The organism is Rhizobium sp. BT-226 (assembly GCF_025847085.2).
In the GTDB taxonomy this organism is placed as follows: domain Bacteria; phylum Pseudomonadota; class Alphaproteobacteria; order Rhizobiales; family Rhizobiaceae; genus Rhizobium; species Rhizobium sophorae.
Genome location: NZ_JAOYTI010000002.1, coordinates 1,591,419 through 1,610,921, shown reverse-complemented (window position 1 = coordinate 1,610,921; position 19,503 = coordinate 1,591,419). Strand labels below are relative to the sequence as shown.

General features: G+C 62.3%; 17 protein-coding genes and 1 pseudogene. 13 read left to right on the top strand and 5 right to left on the bottom strand.

The window, feature by feature from the left end; genetic code table 11:
- Positions 1 to 114 precede the first annotated feature (114 nt).
- Complete coding sequence (locus tag OIU37_RS18195) at positions 115 to 711, bottom strand: TetR/AcrR family transcriptional regulator (RefSeq protein WP_240604390.1); 597 nt, start codon at positions 709 to 711, stop codon at positions 115 to 117.
- 132 nt (positions 712 to 843) lie between these two features.
- On the opposite strand from OIU37_RS18195, the gene OIU37_RS18190 reads away from it, so the two are divergent.
- Positions 844 to 2,079 (top strand): MFS transporter, encoded by a 1,236-nt coding sequence (locus OIU37_RS18190; RefSeq protein WP_264258245.1) that lies wholly within the window; start codon positions 844 to 846, stop codon positions 2,077 to 2,079.
- 49 nt (positions 2,080 to 2,128) lie between these two features.
- On the opposite strand, the pseudogene OIU37_RS18185 reads toward OIU37_RS18190, so the two are convergent.
- Positions 2,129 to 2,266 (bottom strand): annotated as a pseudogene (locus OIU37_RS18185) (transposase); the annotation flags it as partial.
- A 170-nt stretch (positions 2,267 to 2,436) separates the two neighbouring features.
- Positions 2,437 to 3,015: a TetR/AcrR family transcriptional regulator gene (locus tag OIU37_RS18180; protein WP_240604389.1), complete on the bottom strand. Its 579-nt coding sequence runs from the start codon at positions 3,013 to 3,015 to the stop codon at positions 2,437 to 2,439.
- Positions 3,016 to 3,103: 88 nt separating this feature from the next.
- On the opposite strand from OIU37_RS18180, the gene OIU37_RS18175 reads away from it, so the two are divergent.
- Both OIU37_RS18175 and OIU37_RS18170 read left to right on the top strand, forming a co-directional pair.
- Positions 3,104 to 3,499, top strand: coding sequence for a VOC family protein (locus OIU37_RS18175; protein ID WP_182208979.1), 396 nt, complete (start codon positions 3,104 to 3,106; stop codon positions 3,497 to 3,499).
- A gap of 364 nt (positions 3,500 to 3,863) precedes the next feature.
- On the top strand, positions 3,864 to 4,268 hold the full coding sequence (locus OIU37_RS18170; RefSeq protein WP_171601897.1) for a GFA family protein: 405 nt from the start codon (positions 3,864 to 3,866) through the stop codon (positions 4,266 to 4,268).
- 605 nt (positions 4,269 to 4,873) lie between these two features.
- Here OIU37_RS18170 and OIU37_RS18165 read toward each other — a convergent pair.
- Complete coding sequence (locus OIU37_RS18165) at positions 4,874 to 5,767, bottom strand: LysR family transcriptional regulator (protein WP_180694025.1); 894 nt, start codon at positions 5,765 to 5,767, stop codon at positions 4,874 to 4,876.
- A gap of 94 nt (positions 5,768 to 5,861) precedes the next feature.
- Between OIU37_RS18165 and OIU37_RS18160 the strand changes: the two genes are divergently transcribed.
- Both OIU37_RS18160 and OIU37_RS18155 read left to right on the top strand, forming a co-directional pair.
- Entirely contained in the window at positions 5,862 to 6,188 is a 327-nt protein-coding gene (locus OIU37_RS18160) for a nuclear transport factor 2 family protein (RefSeq protein WP_171601895.1), read from the top strand.
- Positions 6,185 to 6,973, top strand: a complete 789-nt coding sequence (locus OIU37_RS18155) for an SDR family oxidoreductase (RefSeq protein WP_180694024.1) — start codon at positions 6,185 to 6,187, stop codon at positions 6,971 to 6,973. The genes OIU37_RS18160 and OIU37_RS18155 overlap by 4 nt, the downstream gene beginning before the upstream one ends.
- A gap of 826 nt (positions 6,974 to 7,799) precedes the next feature.
- Here the strand turns inward: OIU37_RS18155 and OIU37_RS18150 are convergent.
- Positions 7,800 to 8,702, bottom strand: a complete 903-nt coding sequence (locus OIU37_RS18150; protein WP_264258244.1) for a restriction endonuclease — start codon at positions 8,700 to 8,702, stop codon at positions 7,800 to 7,802.
- 297 nt (positions 8,703 to 8,999) lie between these two features.
- On the opposite strand from OIU37_RS18150, the gene qatA reads away from it, so the two are divergent.
- From qatA to OIU37_RS18110, 8 genes are all read left to right on the top strand, one after another.
- On the top strand, positions 9,000 to 10,979 hold the full coding sequence (gene qatA, locus OIU37_RS18145) for a Qat anti-phage system ATPase QatA (RefSeq protein WP_264258243.1): 1,980 nt from the start codon (positions 9,000 to 9,002) through the stop codon (positions 10,977 to 10,979).
- Entirely contained in the window at positions 10,979 to 11,887 is a 909-nt protein-coding gene (gene qatB, locus OIU37_RS18140) for a Qat anti-phage system associated protein QatB (protein WP_319004738.1), read from the top strand. The genes qatA and qatB overlap by 1 nt, the downstream gene beginning before the upstream one ends.
- Complete coding sequence (gene qatC / locus OIU37_RS18135) at positions 11,884 to 13,254, top strand: Qat anti-phage system QueC-like protein QatC (RefSeq protein ID WP_264258242.1); 1,371 nt, start codon at positions 11,884 to 11,886, stop codon at positions 13,252 to 13,254. Before qatB ends, qatC begins: the two co-directional genes overlap by 4 nt.
- Entirely contained in the window at positions 13,251 to 14,006 is a 756-nt protein-coding gene (gene qatD / locus OIU37_RS18130) for a Qat anti-phage system TatD family nuclease QatD (RefSeq protein ID WP_264258241.1), read from the top strand. The genes qatC and qatD overlap by 4 nt, the downstream gene beginning before the upstream one ends.
- 74 nt (positions 14,007 to 14,080) lie before the next feature.
- On the top strand, positions 14,081 to 14,416 hold the full coding sequence (locus OIU37_RS18125; RefSeq protein ID WP_126848722.1) for a helix-turn-helix domain-containing protein: 336 nt from the start codon (positions 14,081 to 14,083) through the stop codon (positions 14,414 to 14,416).
- Positions 14,409 to 15,656 (top strand): type II toxin-antitoxin system HipA family toxin, encoded by a 1,248-nt coding sequence (locus OIU37_RS18120; RefSeq protein ID WP_264258240.1) that lies wholly within the window; start codon positions 14,409 to 14,411, stop codon positions 15,654 to 15,656. Before OIU37_RS18125 ends, OIU37_RS18120 begins: the two co-directional genes overlap by 8 nt.
- A complete protein-coding gene (locus OIU37_RS18115) occupies positions 15,653 to 16,777 on the top strand; it encodes a hypothetical protein (RefSeq protein WP_264258239.1) in 1,125 nt (374 codons plus the stop codon). Before OIU37_RS18120 ends, OIU37_RS18115 begins: the two co-directional genes overlap by 4 nt.
- A 77-nt stretch (positions 16,778 to 16,854) precedes the next feature.
- A complete protein-coding gene (locus OIU37_RS18110; RefSeq protein WP_264258238.1) occupies positions 16,855 to 19,479 on the top strand; it encodes an AAA family ATPase in 2,625 nt (874 codons plus the stop codon).
- Positions 19,480 to 19,503 lie beyond the last annotated feature (24 nt).

The following is a 19,503-nucleotide window of genomic DNA, read 5'->3' as shown; positions in this document are numbered from 1 at the left end:
ACCCGACCTGCGGCAGATACCGGGTCATCCCGGAGTTTGAGGCCGCCGCGTGGATTGCCGTCGATATGGCGGTATGAAGCCGGCGCGCCTGGACTTTCTGGCCGCCAATCCGCGCTACACGGAGCACGGCCCGCGTTTCGAAAGGAACAACACAACGAGATTGACGAGTTCTGCTCTAAGCATGGGCGACGCCAGCGTGTCTTGCCGCGCAGCCTCGTGAACAGCTCCGGCGACAGCGCCCGCGAGCACCTGCGCACCGACGCGAACATCCGTCTCACGACGCGAATTTACCTTGAAAAGCGCCTCATACCCCTTCCGGCATGCCGTTTCGAAAACATCGCAGGTTTTGCGCGAGTCCGCGCCGCGTGGGCTCTCTTCGAGGAGAACTCGGTGAGCCGCCGGATACCGGCTGTGGATCGTGATCATGCCATCAACAAGCGCCGCAATACGACGTTGGCGGGATGTCTTTTCGTCCGCTGCAGCGCGCAATACGGCCAGCACATCATCGAAGTGCCTCCGCCGCACAGCCTCGATCAGGGCGAGCTTGTTTGGAAAATACTGATAGAGGGACCCGATGCTGACGCCTGCTACCTCGGCAACAGCATTGGTCGTGAGACCGGTCCACCCACGTTCTCCCAGAATGTGAGCGGCAGCGTCTAAGATCGCGTCCGTTGTCGCGCGCGACCGCGCCTGCCGCGGCTCTTTTCGCATCGTGGTTGGTGGTTGGGCAATGCGAGTAGCCAAAAGCGCCCTCCATGGTAGATGCTACATGAGCAATTTACTCGCATTCGTGATGTCGGTCCATGCCGGCGTCAGGATGCGAATCTTCCTGGTGGAGTGCCGATGGCAGCGAACGGACAAAGCAAAGAGTATCGCGAGCGCGATCTACCACTTTACTTGGCAGCCCGGTTTCTTTCGGAAGCCGCTGCGCTGGCACTATCTGTCGCTGTCGGCTGGACAGTTTATGACGTTTTGCACACGCCGCTGGCCCTTGGCATCGCCGGCCTCGCACAGTTCGTTCCCATGTTCCTGCTCACGCTTCCTGCTGGCGAATTGTGCGACCGGATTTCACCGCGGCAGGTCTTGATAGCCGGTCTCGCGCTCCAAGGCCTCTGCTCCATCGCTTTCCTTCTGTGGGCGACGAGTCCGTCGCCGCCGCTGTGGCCATTCTTCGCGATTGTGCCGGTGCTCGGGGTTGCGCGCGCTTTCGCCGACCCGGCCGGTCAAGCCTTGCTGCCCTTGCTCGTGCCGGACGAGCGGCTGCCCTGCGCCATCACTTGCGGATCCTCGGCATGGCAGGTTGCGGTCATTGCCGGGCCTGCACTGGGCGGCTTGGCTTTCGCTTATGGCCCAGCTGTCGCCTACGGGATCTGCGGCAGCGGGGTTCTCGCGGCGATGCTGGGTGTGGTGCAGCTTGGCGGGCGGCGGCCACCGCCGGCCGAAGGCGCTGATCTGAAGAAGCGCGTTGATCGCGTTGTCGAGGGCATTGTATTCATTTGGTCCCGTCCGGTCGTGCTTGGCGCGATTTCCCTGGACCTGTTCGCGGCTCTGCTCGGCGGCGCGACCGCCCTTCTGCCGGTATATGCACGTGATATCTTGCACGTGGGGCCGATCGGTCTAGGGCTCATGAGAAGCGCGCCTGCCGTCGGCGCATGCCTTGTCGCACTCCTACAGGTGCGCCATCCACCGGAGCGGCGCGTTGGCGAGAAGCTGTTTGCCGCCGTCGCCGTCTTCGGCATCGCCACCCTGATATTCGCCTTCTCGCGCTCGCTCGTTCTATCGCTCTCAGCGCTTTTTGTTCTGGGCGCTAGCGATATGGTGAGCGTCAACATCCGCACGTCGCTGGTTCAGCTTGACACTCCCGACGCAATGCTCGGTCGAGTTTCAGCGGTGAATCTGCTGTTCATAGGCGCTTCCAGCGAACTCGGTGCGTTTGAGTCCGGTGTTGTCGCAGCCCTGATCGGGACTGTGCCGGCCGTGGCCTTCGGCGGATTCGGTACTCTGGTCGTCATGGCGGTTTGGATGAGAATATTCCCTGCACTCCGGAGAGCCGACCGCCTTAAGTCCGAGGTGCGATAAGATCGCGTCCCGTCGATTTCCTGGGATGCAAATGGCCTACGGTTGGGAAGCCGACCTTGAGCACATGCAAGATGCCAGAAATCACGCGCCGATCATCGACCCGAGGCGCACCCGGCTGGTTCTTCGGCAGATGCGGTTCGAGAGCTGTCCCCGCCTCATCGGAAAGACAGAACAAGGGCGTCGTCATAGCCTCAATCCTCCTCAACTCAATCCACAAACAAAACTACGAGCAGAATCAGACTATTGTTTGGGTCCCATCCTAGGGAAGAAGTCGCCGATCCGGGCACCCTCGCTTCGTTTGGATATGGGAGTTCACGAGGAAGGGGCCAGAGATAGGCAGGCGATGAGCGGCTCAGATCACCGCTGCCTTCGATCGCCAACGCCCTTGGCGATGAGCGATGTCAATGCCTGAACGGCTGCCGCCTGCGAGGTGCGAGAGGCCTGCACATCGCGGGCAATTGCCTCAGCGGCGCCCAGCAGCCCGACACAGAGGATGCGCAAGCTTTCGCCGGGCGGCGCGATAAAGGGGCGCAACGCGGCGCCCATGATTGCGACATACTCGTCCATCATTCTCTGCTGTTGCTTGGCCATTTCCCCACTTCCCTGGAGCGCCGCCGAAATCGCCAGAGCTTCCGGACCAAGGTCGGCAAGGCAGTTGAAATAGGACGCGCTCATGACTGCTGCGATCGCCTCAAGGTCCCGCGGCGCGGCAGCCAGCGCGTCTTTCAGCGTCCGGACATAGCTGTCCTCCAACCGCTGGTATAGAGCAATGAGAAGCCCTGCTCGCGTCGTGAAGTGCTCGTAGGCCACGGGCCTGCTGACGCCGGCCCTGAGCGCCAGATTGCCCAACGTCAACTCATCGGCGCCCCGTTCACGAACAATGCTCAGCGCGACGTCGAGAAGCTGTTCTCGACGCAGTTGCTTCTGCAGCTTCACCAACGCAACTCACCTCCTTGATTTCTACAGAATGTAAGTTACACATTGTAGGAAGACGTGCAAGCGGGAGCGGTGGAAGGAAATATCCATGAGAATCTATGTCACCAGCGTGCTGGTCGATGACCAGCAGAAGGCCTTGGACTTCTACACCAAGATACTGGGCTTCGTTCCGAAGCACGACGTGCCGATAGGCGACGATCGCTGGCTAACCGTCGTGTCAAAGGAGAATCCGGCGGGAACCGAGCTGCTGTTGGAGCCCAGTGGCCATCCCGCGGCGAAGCCCTATAAAAGCGCTCTGGTTGCGGACGGCATACCTGCCACCTCGTTTCAAGTCGATGACCTTGACGCCGAGTATCAGCGATTGCGTGATCTTGGCGTCAGGTTCACGGTAGAACCGATGGATGCGGGCACAGTTCGCATGGCTGTTTTCGACGACACCTGCGGAAATTTGATCCAGATCATTGAGATGATAGAGAAGCAGTAAGCCCTTTGGGCTTCGCGGCGCCATGCCAACAGACCGCCTGCTCCAAGAGCGTCGGTCTGGAATGCGCGCGGCCGCCGCCGCGCGGAAAAGCAAATGCGACGTGAGACGAGGCGATCGTCTTCGCCCTTTGGGGGACCGACAAGGGACGCAATCACTGCAGCCGAACGAGGCGGCGTCATCCCGCGTAAGATCCGCTGCAATTTGAGACAGCGGGAGCGGTCCTGTTCCACCGTATCGAGGCCGCAGCCGGTGACCAGACGGGGCGTGCCTGGCCATGACGGTGCAGGGTGCCCCTCTATTCAGATGCTCTCGCGAGTGTCTATCTACGCGGACCGCGTTCGACAAAGACTCGAAAGGAGTAGCCATGCTCAAGACATATACTGGCGGCTGCCATTGTGGTGCCATCCGATTCGAGGCCGATATCGACCTGGCGGCGGGCACTTGGAAATGCAATTGCACGATCTGCGCCAGGAATCGACTGTGGTCCTTCGAGGCCGGATCGCACGCCGTGCGGCTGCTGGCCGGCGCGGAATACCTGCAGGACTACAGCTTCAATGACCACGTCGCGCATCACTATTTCTGCAAGCGCTGTGGCGTCCATCCGTATGAGTTCGTCGACCTCCCAGCGGAGAACCGGCAGTACTACAACGTCAATGTGAACTGTGTGGAGGAGCTGGACATGGACGCTGTGATGGCCGCGCCCATACACCATGTCGATGGCCTCCACGACCGATGGGACCGGGCGCCGGCAGAGATACGGCACCTCTGACCTCGGAGGCGGCCCGCCTACACTATCCCCTACTCCCACTCGATTGTTCGGGGGGCACATCAACCATCTGAATTTATTACAGAAAATATTTTTCCGCCCAATTACTACCGGCCCAGGACCCGTCAGAAAGCTACACGGCTGATATCGTTGAGGAATTTTCGTCGACCTCCGCAAGCCATCTATCGGCTACTATCGGCTCTTCCTGATCCTTTCCCGCTCTGACGCCCGAACCCAGATTGCGGCGAAAAGTACCGACAGCGTTGGCACGACCCGGCACCTACGCAAACGGGCAAGGCCTGGCCTGCATCAGGAATCCTCCAATCACTGGAGGATAAAATGACCAAGAAGCCAAGCCGAGTGCGTGTCCTGATGATGCGGTATCAGGATGACGAAGTTTTCCATGCCGCTTGGTGTCATGCGGCAATCGACAGGAATAGCGGGCCATGGAGGGCAATCGGCGGTGTTTGGCGGGCCACGCCCGATGAAGATGAGCACTATATCTACGCTGTAGCGCTACGAGCACACGAATGGCCTCGACTAAGCTCGGTCGTTGGCACCGCGATTGCTAACTCGCGCTTTCGACAAAACCCGTCATCTGCAAACCTTCAGTTAGCAGGGCTACGCGCCATGTCGATCAATGCCTTAAACGCGGCCGAGGGATTGCGCCTGCTAGGATAGTAGAGACACAGGGGTGCCAGTAGCGGCGTCCAGTCGTCCAGGACCCGAACGAGACGCCCTGCCTCGATGTCTTCGCGCACATCCGACTCCATAAAGTAACCGATGCCGACGTGATCGAGGACAGTGATGCGCGCGAGGCTTGCCTCATCCAGCGTAATAGGACCTTGAACGTCGATCTGGACGGGCTGACCATCCTTTTCGAATTGCCAGCGATGCAGCGCGCCATTCGGCAACCGGATGCGGAGGCATGCGAGGCGCAGTAGGTCCGGGGGCACGCGGGGCTTGCCGTTGGCTTTGAAATATTCGGGCGATGCGACCACGGCAAAGCTGCGTGGAGGACCGACGGGAACGGCAATCATGTCGCTTGGCACCAGGTCCGCGCTCCTCAGGCCAAGATCGAACCCTTCGGCAACGATGTCCACGATCCGGCCCTCGGTCACGAGATCGATGTGAACTTGGGGATGGCGCCGCAAGAACTTCAACAGAAGCGGACCCAGCACCTCCCGCGCACCTGTCGCGAATGCATTGATCCGAAGGGTTCCGGATGGGGTCTCCTGCTGCGAGCGGGCCGCGCCCATCGCATCGTGCAGCGTCTGCACGGCAGGGCCAATCTGATCAACGAAGTTTCGTCCCGCGTCCGTGAGCGAAACGCTTCGGGTGGTGCGATTGAACAGTCGGACGCCGAGCTGGCGCTCCACCTTGCCGATGACATTGCTCAGTGCAGTGGTCGACAGGTCAAGCTCCAGCGCCGCCGCCCGGAACGATCCGCGCCGCGCAATGGCGAGAACAGCATCAAATTCGGTCAGGCCGTGTTTCGACATTGTCCCATTTTTCGCAATACCACATCCCAGTTTACCCCGATTATCGTGAGTTATGTCTGCCCCTAAATCAAGCTTCTCACGTCAAGGAGCAACAATGATCGAATTACCCAAACCCATAGCCGACTACGTAGAGGCCAACGCACAGCTCGATGTGGACGGCATGCTGAAGCCTTTCGCCGCCAATGCGGTCATCCTGGACAACGGAAAGCGTTTCGAGGGCCACGCCGAGGTGCGGACTCTGCTCGAAGAGGCGGTAGTCGGCGCGAAGGCGATCTTCACGCCGGATACTGTTCGCCATGAGAACGATCAGGTCGTGGTCGAAGGCCCTGCCCATGGCGACTTCCCAGGCAGCCCGCTTCGCTTCACCTATGGTTTCACGCTCGAAAACGATGCGATCAAAACCTTGGAGATCACGCTATGAACCTCAAGGTTGATCCGACCGAGTTCGCAGGAAAGCGGGTGCTCATCAGCGGCGGCACCAAGGGGCTGGGCCGCGCCACCGTCGACCGCTTCCTGGCTGGCGGCGCCCGGGTGATCACCTCCGCCCGCGGAACCCTTGAGCCCATAGACGGCGTCGAATACGTCCAGGCGGACCTGACGACGGCTGTGGGCGGAGAAGCCCTGGCCAAGGCGGCGCTCGAGCGTCTCGGCGGCGTCGACATCCTAGCCCATGTGATCGGCGGCTCGTCCACGCCCGGCGGCGGCTTTGTCGCCCTGACCGACAATCACTGGCTCGCCGAACTGAACCTGAACCTCCTGGCTACGGTCCGTCTCGATCGCCTCCTCGTTCCGCAGATGATCGAACGGGCCGCCGGCGCGGTGGTGCATGTCACCTCCATCCAGTCGGTCCTGCCGCTTCCCGAGGCGACCACCGCCTACGCTGCCGCCAAGGCCGCGCTCAGGACCTACAGCAAGTCCATCTCCAAGGAACTGGGGCCGAAAGGCGTGCGGGTCAACGTCGTCTCGCCCGGCTGGATCATGACCGAGTCGTCGGTCCACCTGCTGGAACGTCTTCAGGCCGCCAATGGCGGCACGATCGACGACGCGCGGCAAGTTGTCCTTGACAGCCTGGGCGGCATCCCGATCGGACGGGCGGCCGAACCCTATGAGGTCGCCGACCTGATCGCCTACCTGGCCTCCGATCGCGCCGCCGCAATCCACGGCGCCGAGTTCGTCATCGATGGCGGCACCGTTCGGACCGTCTGAAGTCCTGCCCCGACGTTTGCCCTCCGTGGCAGGCGTCGGGAAGCGGCTGCGGTTTAGAAATGGAAGTCGGTAGCCGGCCGTCCAAGGCATAGCTCAGAAATGTCGGCTTCGTCCCACAGGCCGTCTTTTCGGGACAAAGCGTAGGGGCTGCGGCTCAAAAGTTGGAAGCGGCGGCAAACGGCGGTACGTGGCGGAATGGCGGACCGGGCGGGATTCGAACGCATAGCACCGAAATAATCGGCTGGCATTCGGATGCGTCATAAGCAATGTCAGCTTTTCGAAGTTGGGCAATGCAGCTTGATGTCCGATTTGGGGCGCAAATCAGACCCGCCTTTGTGCACGCTATTCTACGCCAGAATACTCCCGCCCGCCGAAGTGTCTTTACATCCTCCAGGGAGTGCGCGCAGATCAATCCCACGGAACAACGACAGAATAGGCTTGCACAATGGCAGCGAAAGGCAGACGAGAACGGCAATTAAGTGACGACGAAAATCACCGCCGAAACTACGCTATTGCCGTCGTTTGTATCCTCACTCCCACTCGATTATTTCCTGCCCTCATAACGGATTGAAATTACTCGTCAAAAAAATTTTCACGGCTCGCTATACCGTCAGCCAATCCGTCAAAAACTCGCGCTCCTGAAAACATTGGATTTTTCGGCTGCTTTCGCGAACCGCACCTTCCGCCATCTATCGCTGAACACGTTACAGAAAGCCGACGCAACATCGATCAAGCCCGCCCCGCCGTCTGCACGCTGCGGTACGATGCGTCATCGCCCGTACCTCACTGGCTATACCGTCATCGCAGCCCAAAGCCATGACCCCGCTCAGAGATTTAGATCTCGCACGGCGACGAACGCCCGGTTCGTTTCGGCAGCACGGCGTTCCTTCGCTTCTAAAACCGCGATCAATGAGACCTTGCGCGAGAGGACCTCATAGAGGTCGAGCCCGTCAGCGCATATCAGATTGGTTTGCCGCCCACGCGAGAACGCTTCGAGCCCCTCGGTCGTGAAGCCGGAATTGCTAACGAACAGTCCACGCGACCACGACGCCTTTCCGCCGACTTTGCCCGAAAAGGTCATCAGATCGGCGAAGCCAATCTGAGGCCCGTGCCATTTCGCTTCCACCAGATACGTCTGCCCATGCAGCTTGAAACTGCCGTCGATCTGCTCGCCGACGAGACGGAACGAGCCGCGCGGCGCGAGCCCAAAGCCGGCGAACAGCTCGTTGAGGAAGCCTTCGAATCGCAGACCTCGCGTCTGGGGGTCGAGCTTGGTGATCTCAACGAGCAGCGTCGCGAGTTCCTGGGCCTTTGCCTCACTCAAGGTCGAAGACGCCTGCGGCGCAGGTTCCCCCGCCTTCGCCGAACCAAAGCTGCTGAGGAAGCTTGAATCAAGCAACTCGGGGATTTTGAATTGGACGCCGGGAAGAAGGACGTTCAGCCGATCAATTTCTTCGCGGCTCAGGGGATTTCCCTTACCGCGCCGGTAGGTCATCGCCTGTCGGACGATCGCCACGATTAGCTTGGTGAAACACGACCGGCGCTGTTCGAGCGTCGCGGTCAAGAGCTGCACGATCGCGGGCCGCTTGCTGCCTGCGACCCACAGATCGCCAACACCAGCCTGCGCAGCAGCAAGCGGAAACGCGGTCCTGTTGTTTCCGCTTCCGGGGAGAAAATCGTAGAGAAGGTCCGCCAGGTCTTCGACCGCCTGGGCTTCACGAAACGACATCATAACCTACCAGCCCTCGGTCTCCTTCATCCCCGCCTCGAGTTCATCCAGGTGCGGAAGCGCGCGCCAATACATCCCCGCCGCGGGCTGCCAACAACTCATTGCGCTGAGCTCCGACGAATGATCTGCCCCGGATCGTCATAGAATTCATGTGACGACTCTCAATCTAGCAAGATTGTAAGCTTCATGCTACACAATCCCAGGATCCGTAGCATGAAGAAGGCAGGCGAACTGCTGTTGCGGAGCCCAGCGGCCAGGACGGGCTCCTTCGGCTGATGAACCTGTGGGGGGCAAGCAGTGATCCTGACGGACAACGAAACCAAGGTCGACCTTCTCAACAACGAGGCGATCGCAGCAACCATCATCAAACTCTTGCGCGACCGGCCCGATCAACCGGTGACTGTTGGTGTCCATGGCGATTGGGGCGCCGGCAAGTCTAGTGTGCTGGAGATGATCGAGGCCGGCTTCGAGGGGGAAGAGAAGGTCCTGTGCCTCAAGTTCAATGGTTGGCGTTTTCAGGGCTTCGAAGACGCTAAAATTGCGCTTATCGAAGGCATCGTCACAGGGCTCATCGAAAAGCGACCCGCTCTCACCGCGGCGGGCGAAACAGTCAAGGACGTCTTTCGCCGGATCGACTGGCTCAAGGTGGCGAAGAAGGCTGGTGGGCTCGCGTTCACCGCCTTCACCGGAATTCCGACTCCCGATCAGATTCAGACCATCGTCGGCACCTTGGAAGGCTTCCTCGCCGATCCGGCAAAGCTCGCGACCAAGGACAATCTCGAAGCCGCCGTCGAAGGCGTGAAAGGCCTGTTGAAGCCGAAGGGTGAAGGCGACTCGACCAACGTTCCCGAGGAGATCAACGCATTCCGGAAAGCCTTCGACGATCTTCTCGACAAGGCCGGTGTCGCGCAACTCGTCGTCCTGATCGATGACCTCGATCGCTGCTTGCCCGACACCGCGATCGAGACCTTGGAGGCCGTCCGTCTCTTCGTCTTCACGTCGCGCACCGCCTTTGTCGTCGCCGCCGACGAGGCGATGATCGAATATGCCGTGCGCAAACACTTTCCCGATCTGCCGGACAGCACCGGTCCGCAGACATATGCCCGGAACTACCTTGAAAAGCTCATCCAGGTACCCTTCCGAATCCCTGCGCTGGGGGACACGGAAACGCGCATCTATGTCACTCTCCTCCTTGTCGGCGCCGAACTCGGCGACAACGACCCGGCGTTCAATGACCTGATCAAGGTCGCTCGTGAACGGCTTAAGCGCCCGTGGACCTCCGGTACGCTCGATGCTGCCACCGTCAGAACCGCTCTCGGGGACAAGGCTTCGCGCGCCAACAATGCGTTGGCGCTCAGCGATCAGATCGGACCGATCCTCGCCAACGGAACCAAGGGCAATCCACGTCAGATCAAGCGATTCCTGAACACGCTTGTCTTGCGGCAGCGCATCGCCGAGGCGAGAGGGTTCGGGGATGACGTCAAGCTGCCGGTGCTCGCAAAACTCATGCTCGCGGAGCGGTTCCTGCCCCGCCTCTTCGATCAGATCGCCGCAGCGGCCGCGGCAGCAGCAAATGGCAAATACCCGGACCTGTCAGCACTCGAAGCGGCGGCGACCGCCAAGGATGACGCGAAAACTGCGGCCAAGCCGGAGAAGGCCGCTGCCAAAGGCGATGACGTCGTGAAGTCGACGCCCAAACTGGAAGCCGTGAAGTCGACTGAGAGCGCGCTTTTGAGCGAATGGCTATCCTCGCCTGCGATCAAAGCCTGGGCGGCGGTGCCGACTGCGATCGGTGGCGAAGATCTTCGCCCCTACCTCTTCGTCGCAAAGGACAGGAAGGATTATTTCGGCGCCGCCTCAGTGCTCGGCCACCTTGCTGCCGTGGTCGAACAGCTCTTCGGCGCGAAATTCGCGGTGCAGGGCCTCGAAGCCGATCTCAAGCGCCTGGCCCCACCCGAAGCGGCGCAGATCTTCGAAGCGGTGCGCGGCCGCATCGTCGGTGGGGACAGCTTTGACACTGAGCCGCCTGGCGCGGCCGGCTTGGTGGTTCTCGTAAAGGCTCATCCGACCCTGCAGGCCAATCTCGTCGATTTCCTCGAAGCGCTCCCGCGAGATCGTCTCGGTCCATGGGTCTGCGGCGGCTGGGAAGGTGTTCTCAAGGACGGCGATGCGACCCAACGCTTCGACCGCCTCCTTCAGACCTGGGGCAAAGAAGGTGGCGCGATGCTCAAGGTGGCGGCCACGGGTGTTCTTCGCACCCGCCAAGGAGCCCGCTGATGGGCACCTCCAGTGCATTCGGCGGCCAGGGCGGCGGGACGCCCCTCGTCCCGAGTTGGCTAGGCGATGACGGCGCACCGCCTGCCGCTCCAGACGGAGCCCCACCTGATGGTGGACCACCAGACGGTCCGCCCGCGGATGCGCCAGCAGACGGTGCTCCACCAGCCGCTCCCCCGGCGCCGCCGGCTCGCCCGCCCATACCGCCGGTAGCCGATCCCGCGCGCTTCTCAGCGGCTCGCAACAACTTCTCGCGTTTCGCTGGTTCGGGCGGCAGCGACCGCAAGAGTCTCGGCCGAGCCGTCTCGCACTATGTGGGCTCATCGGCAGGTGGGGCGCGCACGGCGGCCGCAAGGATGGGATCGGCGCGCGGCGCAGGCAGCCGCTTGCTTGGCTTCCTGTCGGACGCCGTCGCACGCGGCGCGACCGAAGCGCTTCGCGCGCTCAACCTCGGCGCTCTCGCAGGCCGCCCTATCGAAGAAATCTTTCTCGGCCTGGCGGACTATGTGTGTCCTGACGGCGGTTCGATCGACGAAGGCATCGCACGCGAAGCATTCATCGAAACCATCACGGACCTCGCCGGTGCAGGCATTGCCGACCTCGATGGCCTCACCGCCGATCAGATGCAGACCGTGTTCGAGCTGTATGCGACCAACGCGATCGAAGCACGGCTCTGCAACGACATCGGCGCGAAGACGATCACCCTGCCGTCGGATAGTCGCGAAGCCGCGCGCGTGCAGGCGCAATTGAACGACTTCATCCGGCGCGGGGTGGCCGATGCGCTCACGGTCGCCCGCGCCACGGCTGCAGCGCTGACGCCCGATCGCGTGCTCCAGTTCGTCGGGCGCATCTACGAGCAAGCGTTCGGGATCTTGCAGATCATGGGCGATGCGGAGGCGGAAGGCGCATGAGGAGACACGTCATCATAGGCCGATACGGCCCTGGCGACCGCAGCCGCTTTCCACTTGGCGATGGAGAAGTCGAAACGCGCCTTGACCTGGTTGTCGGCGAGCGAACCCTCGATCACGGTATCGGCCGCGCGATCGGCGATCTGTCGCGGCTTGGCGTTCATCCTTCAGAGATCGGCGTCGACATCCTGGTTCTGGCCGCCCACGTCCACGCTGCTGACACACGCATTTCGCGGGCGAGTGAATCGCAGGATGGCTGGACCCGCGAAATCCGGCTGATCGTCCCGGTTTCCGATCCCGATCGATGGACAGCCGTCGCGCCGACCTTCGTGCGGATGCTGAACTTTCTCACCGGCGACCGCTGGTCGATCGCGTTTCGCGCCCGACCACGCCGTTTCGTCAGGGTCGCTCCCGAACGGCCTGCTCGGCTCATTGGTCCTCCCTTCGACGATCTCGCCCTCTTCTCGGGCGGCCTCGACAGTCTCATCGGTGCGATCGACGCCCTCGAGAATAGCCGTACACCGCTTCTCATTAGTCACGCTGGCGAAGGTGCGACCAGCGATGCGCAGTCCACCATCTTCGACACGTTGAAGACTCACTATCGAGGCCGCGCCTTCGATCGCTTGCGCCTCTGGATGGCATACCCGGATGGCTTCGTCCGGGGTTCAGGCGGAGAGAATACGACCCGCGGCAGGTCGTTCCTGTTTTTCGCCCTCGGCGTCTTCGCTGGAAGCGGACTTGAGGGGGCGTTCACCTTGAAAGTGCCCGAGAACGGCCTCATCGCCGTCAACGTGCCGCTCGATCCATTGCGCCTCGGCGCACTGAGCACGCGCACGACCCATCCGTTTTACATCGCCCGTTGGAATGACGCCCTCCATGGGCTCGGCCTGAACGGCAGGATCGAAAATCCCTATTGGGATAGGACAAAGGGCGAGATGGTCGCAGCCTGCACCAACGGCGCGTTGTTACGTCGCCTCGTCCCATCATCGCTATCCTGCGCGGCTCCAACCAAGGGACGCTGGCAGGGTCTCGGCACTCAGCATTGCGGCTATTGCCTGCCATGTCTCATCAGACGGGCAGCACTCGTTGCCGGCTTACGCCCCGATCCAGATCCCACCGTCTACACGGTCGATGACCTCACCGCCCGCGCGCTCGACACACGCCAATCGGAAGGCGTCCAGATTCGGTCTTTCCAGCTTGCGATCGAGCGGCTTCGCGCCCGGCCGGCGCTGGCGCCGATTCTCATCCACAAGCCGGGGCCGCTCTTCGATGAATCGCCAGCTCGGCAAGCTGCCCTCGCTGGCGTCTACCGGCGCGGCCTTGAAGAGGTTGGAGCTCTCCTGGCAGGTGTAAGGACGCGGCCGGGATGACCGAGAATGCTCAAGCCGTCGGTGTCGATTTCCACTGCCATCTCGACCTCTATCCCGACCATGAGGCCGCGATCGCGAGGGCAGAAGCCGCTCGGATCTACACGCTGACCGTCACGACGACGCCAAAGGCCTGGGCGCGCAATCATGAACTCACGCGTCATACCCGCTTCGTGCGCGCTGCGCTCGGCCTGCATCCGCAGCTTGTCGCGGAGCGCGCCGGCGAGCTCCCGCTATGGGAGCGTCACCTGCCTGAGACACGCTACGTCGGTGAAGTCGGTCTTGATGCCGGCCCGCGCTTCTACAAATCGCTGGATACTCAAAAGCATGTGTTCCGTGGCGTCCTTGAGCGATGCGCAGAAGCCGGTGGCAAGATTCTCACTGTCCACAGTGTGAGGAGCGTTCCAGCGGTGCTCGAGATGATCGAACAATATCTCCCGCAGGATCGCGGCACCGTCGTGCTTCACTGGTTCACCGGAAGCAAAAGCGAGGCTCGACGTGCGGCGACGCTCGGCTGCTATTTCTCCGTCAATGCCGAGATGACCCGCTCGGATCGCGGCCGCTCCCTCGTCTGCGAATTGCCCATCGATCGGATCCTGACGGAGACAGACGGCCCCTTCACTCAGGTTGACGGTCGTCCCAGCGAGCCCGCCGACGTGAAAACCACGGTCGCCGCGATCGCCGACGTTCGGAGGGTCCCGGTCGATGCCGTCACGACGGCGGTAAGATCGAACCTTCGCTCTCTACTGGGGTGACGCCCTCAAGGGTCTAGCAAGATTGTAATCTTCGTGCTACATATTCGGTCGATCTGTAGTGCGAAGGTGCCAAAATGCCCACTCCACACAACCCTCCTGCTGCGGTGCGGCGCGCGCTGCGCAAGCTTGGGGCGGACATTCATGATGCCCGTCGACGCCGACGGCTGCCGATGGCGGTCGTAGCCGAGCGCGCCTTCACGTCTCGCTCGACACTGCAAAGGGTCGAAGCCGGGGACACCAACGTCAGCGTCGGCATTTATGCCGGCGTCCTGCAGGCGCTCGGCCTGCTCGACGGCCTGAGCCAGGTCGCCGACATCAGCAACGACAGTGTCGGTCAGGCTCTCGCCAGCGCCGACCTGCCTAAGCATGTCCACCTCAAGCGGCCAACCGGATCGTCCCGCGATGGCTGACTTCGAGGTCCATATCGATTTGGACGGCCGCACACGCCCGATCGGACTGGCGAGGAACAATCGCGTCCGGGGCACCGAGACCATCCTCTTCGAATATGACGGCGCATGGCTTGAGGACCCGGACCGCTTCTCGCTGGAGCCAGCTCTTGCTCTGACCCGCGGCGCCTTCGCCCCTCCTGCCGGTCTTGCAACTTTCGGCTCCATCGGTGACTCAGCGCCGGATACCTGGGGCCGGCGTCTCATGCAGCGCGCCGAACGCCGTCTCGCCGACCGGGAAGGCCGCGCGGTTCGCACGCTTGTAGAAAGCGACTACCTGCTCGGTGTCGCCGACGAGACCCGGCTTGGCGCGCTCCGCTTCCGCTGGGTCGGCGAAGAGATTTTCCAAGCGCCGATCCGTGCGGGCGTTCCTGCCCTGATCGAGCTTGGCCGGCTGCTCCAGATCACCGAACGGATCCTCCGGGATGAGGAAACGGATGAAGACCTGCAGCTCATCTTTGCCCCAGGCTCCTCCCTTGGCGGTGCCCGACCGAAGGCGTCGGTCATCGACCAACATGGTCACCTCTCCATAGCGAAATTCCCGAAGGAGACCGACGACTACAGTATGGAGGCCTGGGAAGAGATCGCGCTGCGGCTAGCCGGCCAGGCAGGTATTGCCACGCCTCAACACGAGCTGATCGACGTCGCCGGCAAGGCGGTCATGTTGTCGCGGCGCTTCGATCGCGACGGTGCGATCCGCATCCCGTTCCTGTCGGCGATGGCGATGATGGGCGCCAAGGACGGCGAGCGCGGCAGCTATCCGGAGATCGTCGATGCCCTTGCTCAACACGGCGCTCAGGGGAAGACGGACGCCCATGCCCTCTATCGGCGTGTCGTCTTCAATGTGCTGATTTCCAATGTCGACGACCACCTCCGCAATCACGGTTTCCTGTGGCTGGGAAAGGCGGGTTGGTCTCTCTCGCCGGCATACGATCTAAATCCCGTTCCGACCGATCTCAAGGCGCGGGTGCTGACCACGAACATCGATCTCGACGAGGGCACCTGTTCGCTCGATCTGCTGGAGGCGGCGTCCGAGTTTTTCGCACTCACACTGCCCCAGGCCCGCGCGATTATCAAAGAGGTCGCGACCGTGACCGCGACCTGGCGCGATACAGCCAAGGCGGTCGGCGCTCGATCGGCGGAGATCAGCCGCATGGCCAGTGCTTTCGAGCATGACGATCTCAAGCGGGCGCTGGCGCTATGACAAGGACCTTCCTGCACAATTTCGATCCGCCAGCATCCAACCCTGTTACGGGCGCGACCGTCGACCTCGACGTCTCGGAGATCGAGGACGCCGGGATTCGCGAAGTGTTGCAGACGCCAGGGGCTGCATATGGCGCGTGGTCCATCTTGGACGCGCTGTTGACGCCAACCGGCGCGGGGACGCCCTTCATCTTCCGGGAACCGCTTGGACAGGCCCGCGAGGTGAAGGTCGCGCTATCTGGCCTGTTCGGCCGCTTCGTTGCCCGCGCCTATCTGGAACGCTACTTCAACCTGTCGATCTTCGCGCATCTCGGCAGCCGCATAATCGACCTCGATCGCCGCCGGCAGGTCAAAGTCACGCGCTTGTCCCGTGGCGACCTGCCCGACTGGATCGCCTGCGCGTCCGACCTGTCCTCCTTGACCGTGGCCGAAGCGAAGGGTTGCCATGATAATGGCGGCCCGGCCAAAGCATTGAACCGCGCCTGGGCTCAGGCCGGACGGATAGATATCACCGCCGGAGGCCGCAAGGTCACAGTGAAGCGCATCGCCATCGCGACCCGCTGGGGGATGGCGGCGCCAAATCCGACCGACGCCCACCTCTCGGTCCGCGATCCGGTCGATGAAGGCGAGCCGATCAAGCCGGAGGAGAAAGACGCGCTCTTCATCGGGCTTCTCCGCCTCCATATCGCCAATCTCATCAAGTCGCTCGGGCACGCTGAGCTAGCCAGTGCGCTCCGCGGCCTCACCCACCAGCCCTTCGCGCGAAGACTCCAAGGGGACCTCCAACGCGCCCGAGCGCTGCTGGATGCCACGCCCGTGAGAGAGGTTGAAAAGGCCACGGCCATGGGCGGACTGATCGGAGGGATCGTCACCCGTGCCGGGCCCGTCGCTGACACTGACGTTGCGCCCGCCGATCAGGAGGCGCTCGCTCGCCTCAACCTCCGGCCGGTCTTCGTCGGCATCGAGCGCGATCTCATCCGTGCTGCTATCGACGCGGAACTGCAAACCGTTCGTATCCGCCTGACGCAGATAGTGGGTCCGGATGAATTTGCTCGGCCGGATCGCGCCGGCGGCTGGATCATCCCGATCGGTGAGGAGCGACGCATCAGAGGGGGCACCTGATCCGGTGAACACCAAACATAAGCATCACGGGGAAACGGCCAGCCACATCAGACACGGCACGATTAGGGGGCAGAAAGATGGAAACGCAGGAGACCGATCTCTCGAATGAGGCAGCGGCGCTGGCCGACATCCTCAAATGGTCGGCGGACCTGCCGGCCTGGCAGCGCGATGCGCTGCGCCGGCTGTGTAGTCAGTCCAAGCTAGAAAGCGATGACATCACGGCCCTCGTCGCTGTCTGTAAGGCGATCGACCAAGCCGCGCCCCTCGACGCAAGCCATATCCGGGACCCGGCAGCTAGCCACGCCGTCGTCAGCCTCGGCGCGCTCCATGGTCTGTCGAACGTCAATGCCCTCGCACCGGGCGAAAGGCTATCCTTCGGCAAGACCGGTCTCACGGTCATCTATGGCGACAACGGCGCCGGCAAATCCGGCTACGCCCGCGTCCTGAAGCAACTCTGCCGAGCACGCTCGCCGAAGGGCGACGCGATCCTTCCCAACATCTATGCGGCTGGTTCCGGCACCCCGACCGCCAGCGTCGACTTCTTCATCGGCGGACAGAAGCGAAGCGCGTCCTGGATCCAAGGAAGCGCGCCCGACCCAATGCTCTCGGCCGTCAGTGTCTTCGACTCGCGCACTGCCAATGTGCATGTTGAGAACACCAACGATCTCGCCTATACGCCGCTGCCGCTCCGGATCCTCGCCGGTCTCGCGCAAGCATGCCAGGATGTGAAGGCCAAACTGGCGGCCGAGATAAAAGCGCTCCAAGAGCAAACACCCGCCATCCTGTCGAAGCCCGAATGCAAACCGGACACGCCAGTCGGCAAGCTGATCGCTGGCCTGTCGGGCAAGACGACAGAGGAAGGCGTCGAGAAGCTAGCGGGCCTGACGGCGGAAGAAGAAACCCGGCTGCAAACGCTCAACACAGACCTAACCAGCGACCCTGCGCGCACGGTTCGCCAACTCCAGAGCCAGGAAGCCCGCATTAAGTCGGCGATCGAGCAGCTCGAGCGGCTGGTAGCCGCCGCCACGGACAAAACCCGAGCAGCACTACGCGATGCCCATACGCACCTTGCGACGGCGCGCTCCGCCGCCGCGGCCGCCTCCGCCAACCTGTTCGCTGATGAGCCGCTGCCCGACATCGGTTCGGACGTCTGGAAGGTCTTGTGGGAGGCGGCCCGGGATTATTCCCGCACATCCGCCTATCTCGTCCAGCCGTTCCCTGTGACCGGGATTGGAGCCCATTGCGTTCTCTGCCAGCAGCCGCTCAGCGAGGAAGCCTCGAAGCGGCTTGGCAGCTTCGAGGCTTTCGTACAGGACGAGAGCAAGCGCCGTGAGAAGGAAGCCGCGGACGCGTATGACAAGAAGCTCGAAGAGGTCTCATCACAAGCCATCTCGATGAAGGATCTCGCTGCGATCGTCGCGACGATCCGCGATGATATCGGCCAGGAGGAGGTCGCAGGCACCCTTCGCCACGGGATCCTGCACCTGGCTTGGCGGCTGCGCTCCATTCAGCGAACCCATAGTCTCGCGACTCTGCCCGATCTTCCGCCCGCAGCCACCATCTCGCTCGATCCGCTCCGCACGGCCCTCAGCGGTATCGCCACGCGTATCGAAGGCTTGCAGTCGGAGGCCAGCTCCCCGCAGCGCGCCGCGCTCATCGCCGAGCGCGACGGCCTTGCGGACCGCAAATGGGTCGGCCTGGTGAAAGCCGATGTGCTTGCCCAGATCGAGCGCCTCAAGGCCGTCGAGGCGATCGAGAAAGCCAACAAGGACACAGCCACAAACAAGATCACGACCCAGAGCGCGCGTATCGCCCAAGCGCTCGTCACCAATCGCCTGCGCGGGAGGTTCGCGATCGAGGTGGACAAGCTCGGCGTCGCGGGTCTCGCCATCGAGCTTCAGCAGGCCAAGACCACCGCCGGCGTCCCTTTCTTCCAGGTCCGGCTGATCAACAAGCCGAACGAGCCGGTCGGCAAGGTCCTCAGCGAAGGCGAGCATCGTTGCGTCGCGCTGGCCGCCTTTCTCGCCGAGCTGTCAACCATCGATGCGCAGTCAGCGATCGTGTTCGACGACCCCGTCTCCTCGCTCGACCATTTGCATCGCGACAGGGTCGCCGCTCGATTGGCCGAGGCCGGCCAGACACGCCAAGTGATCGTTTTCACCCACGATATGGCGTTCTTGCTTCTCCTTGATGAAGCCTGCCGGGCGACCAAGGACCGGGAAGCGACGCCGGTCGCATACCGCCTGATCAGCCGTGGCCCGGAAAATGCCGGCTATTGCCATCAAGACCCGCCCGCCAATGTGATGCCGCTCGACAAGGTGATCGACGGGATGAAGGCCCACCTCGCCAACGTGAAAATCCATCACGAACGCGGCGATCAGGCGAAATGGCTGCGCGAAGTAACGTCCTTCCAGGACCAACTCCGCACGACCTGGGAGCGCGCCGTCGAGGAGGTAGTCGGGCCGGTGATCCGCCGCCTGTCCCGTAAGGTGGACACAACGGGCCTCATCAAGCTCACCGTCCTCACCGATGCCGATTGCACCGCCATGCGTGCAGCGTTCGGGCGTTGCTCGGCGCTCCTTCACAGTCAGCCCGGTGAGATCAATCCGCGGCTGCTAGCACCATCGGCGATCGAGGCGGAAATCGACGCGCTGGAGAAGTGGATCGCCGATATCCGATCGCGGCAGGAGAAGGCCGCATGATGATGAAGCTTCAGGCCACGCGGC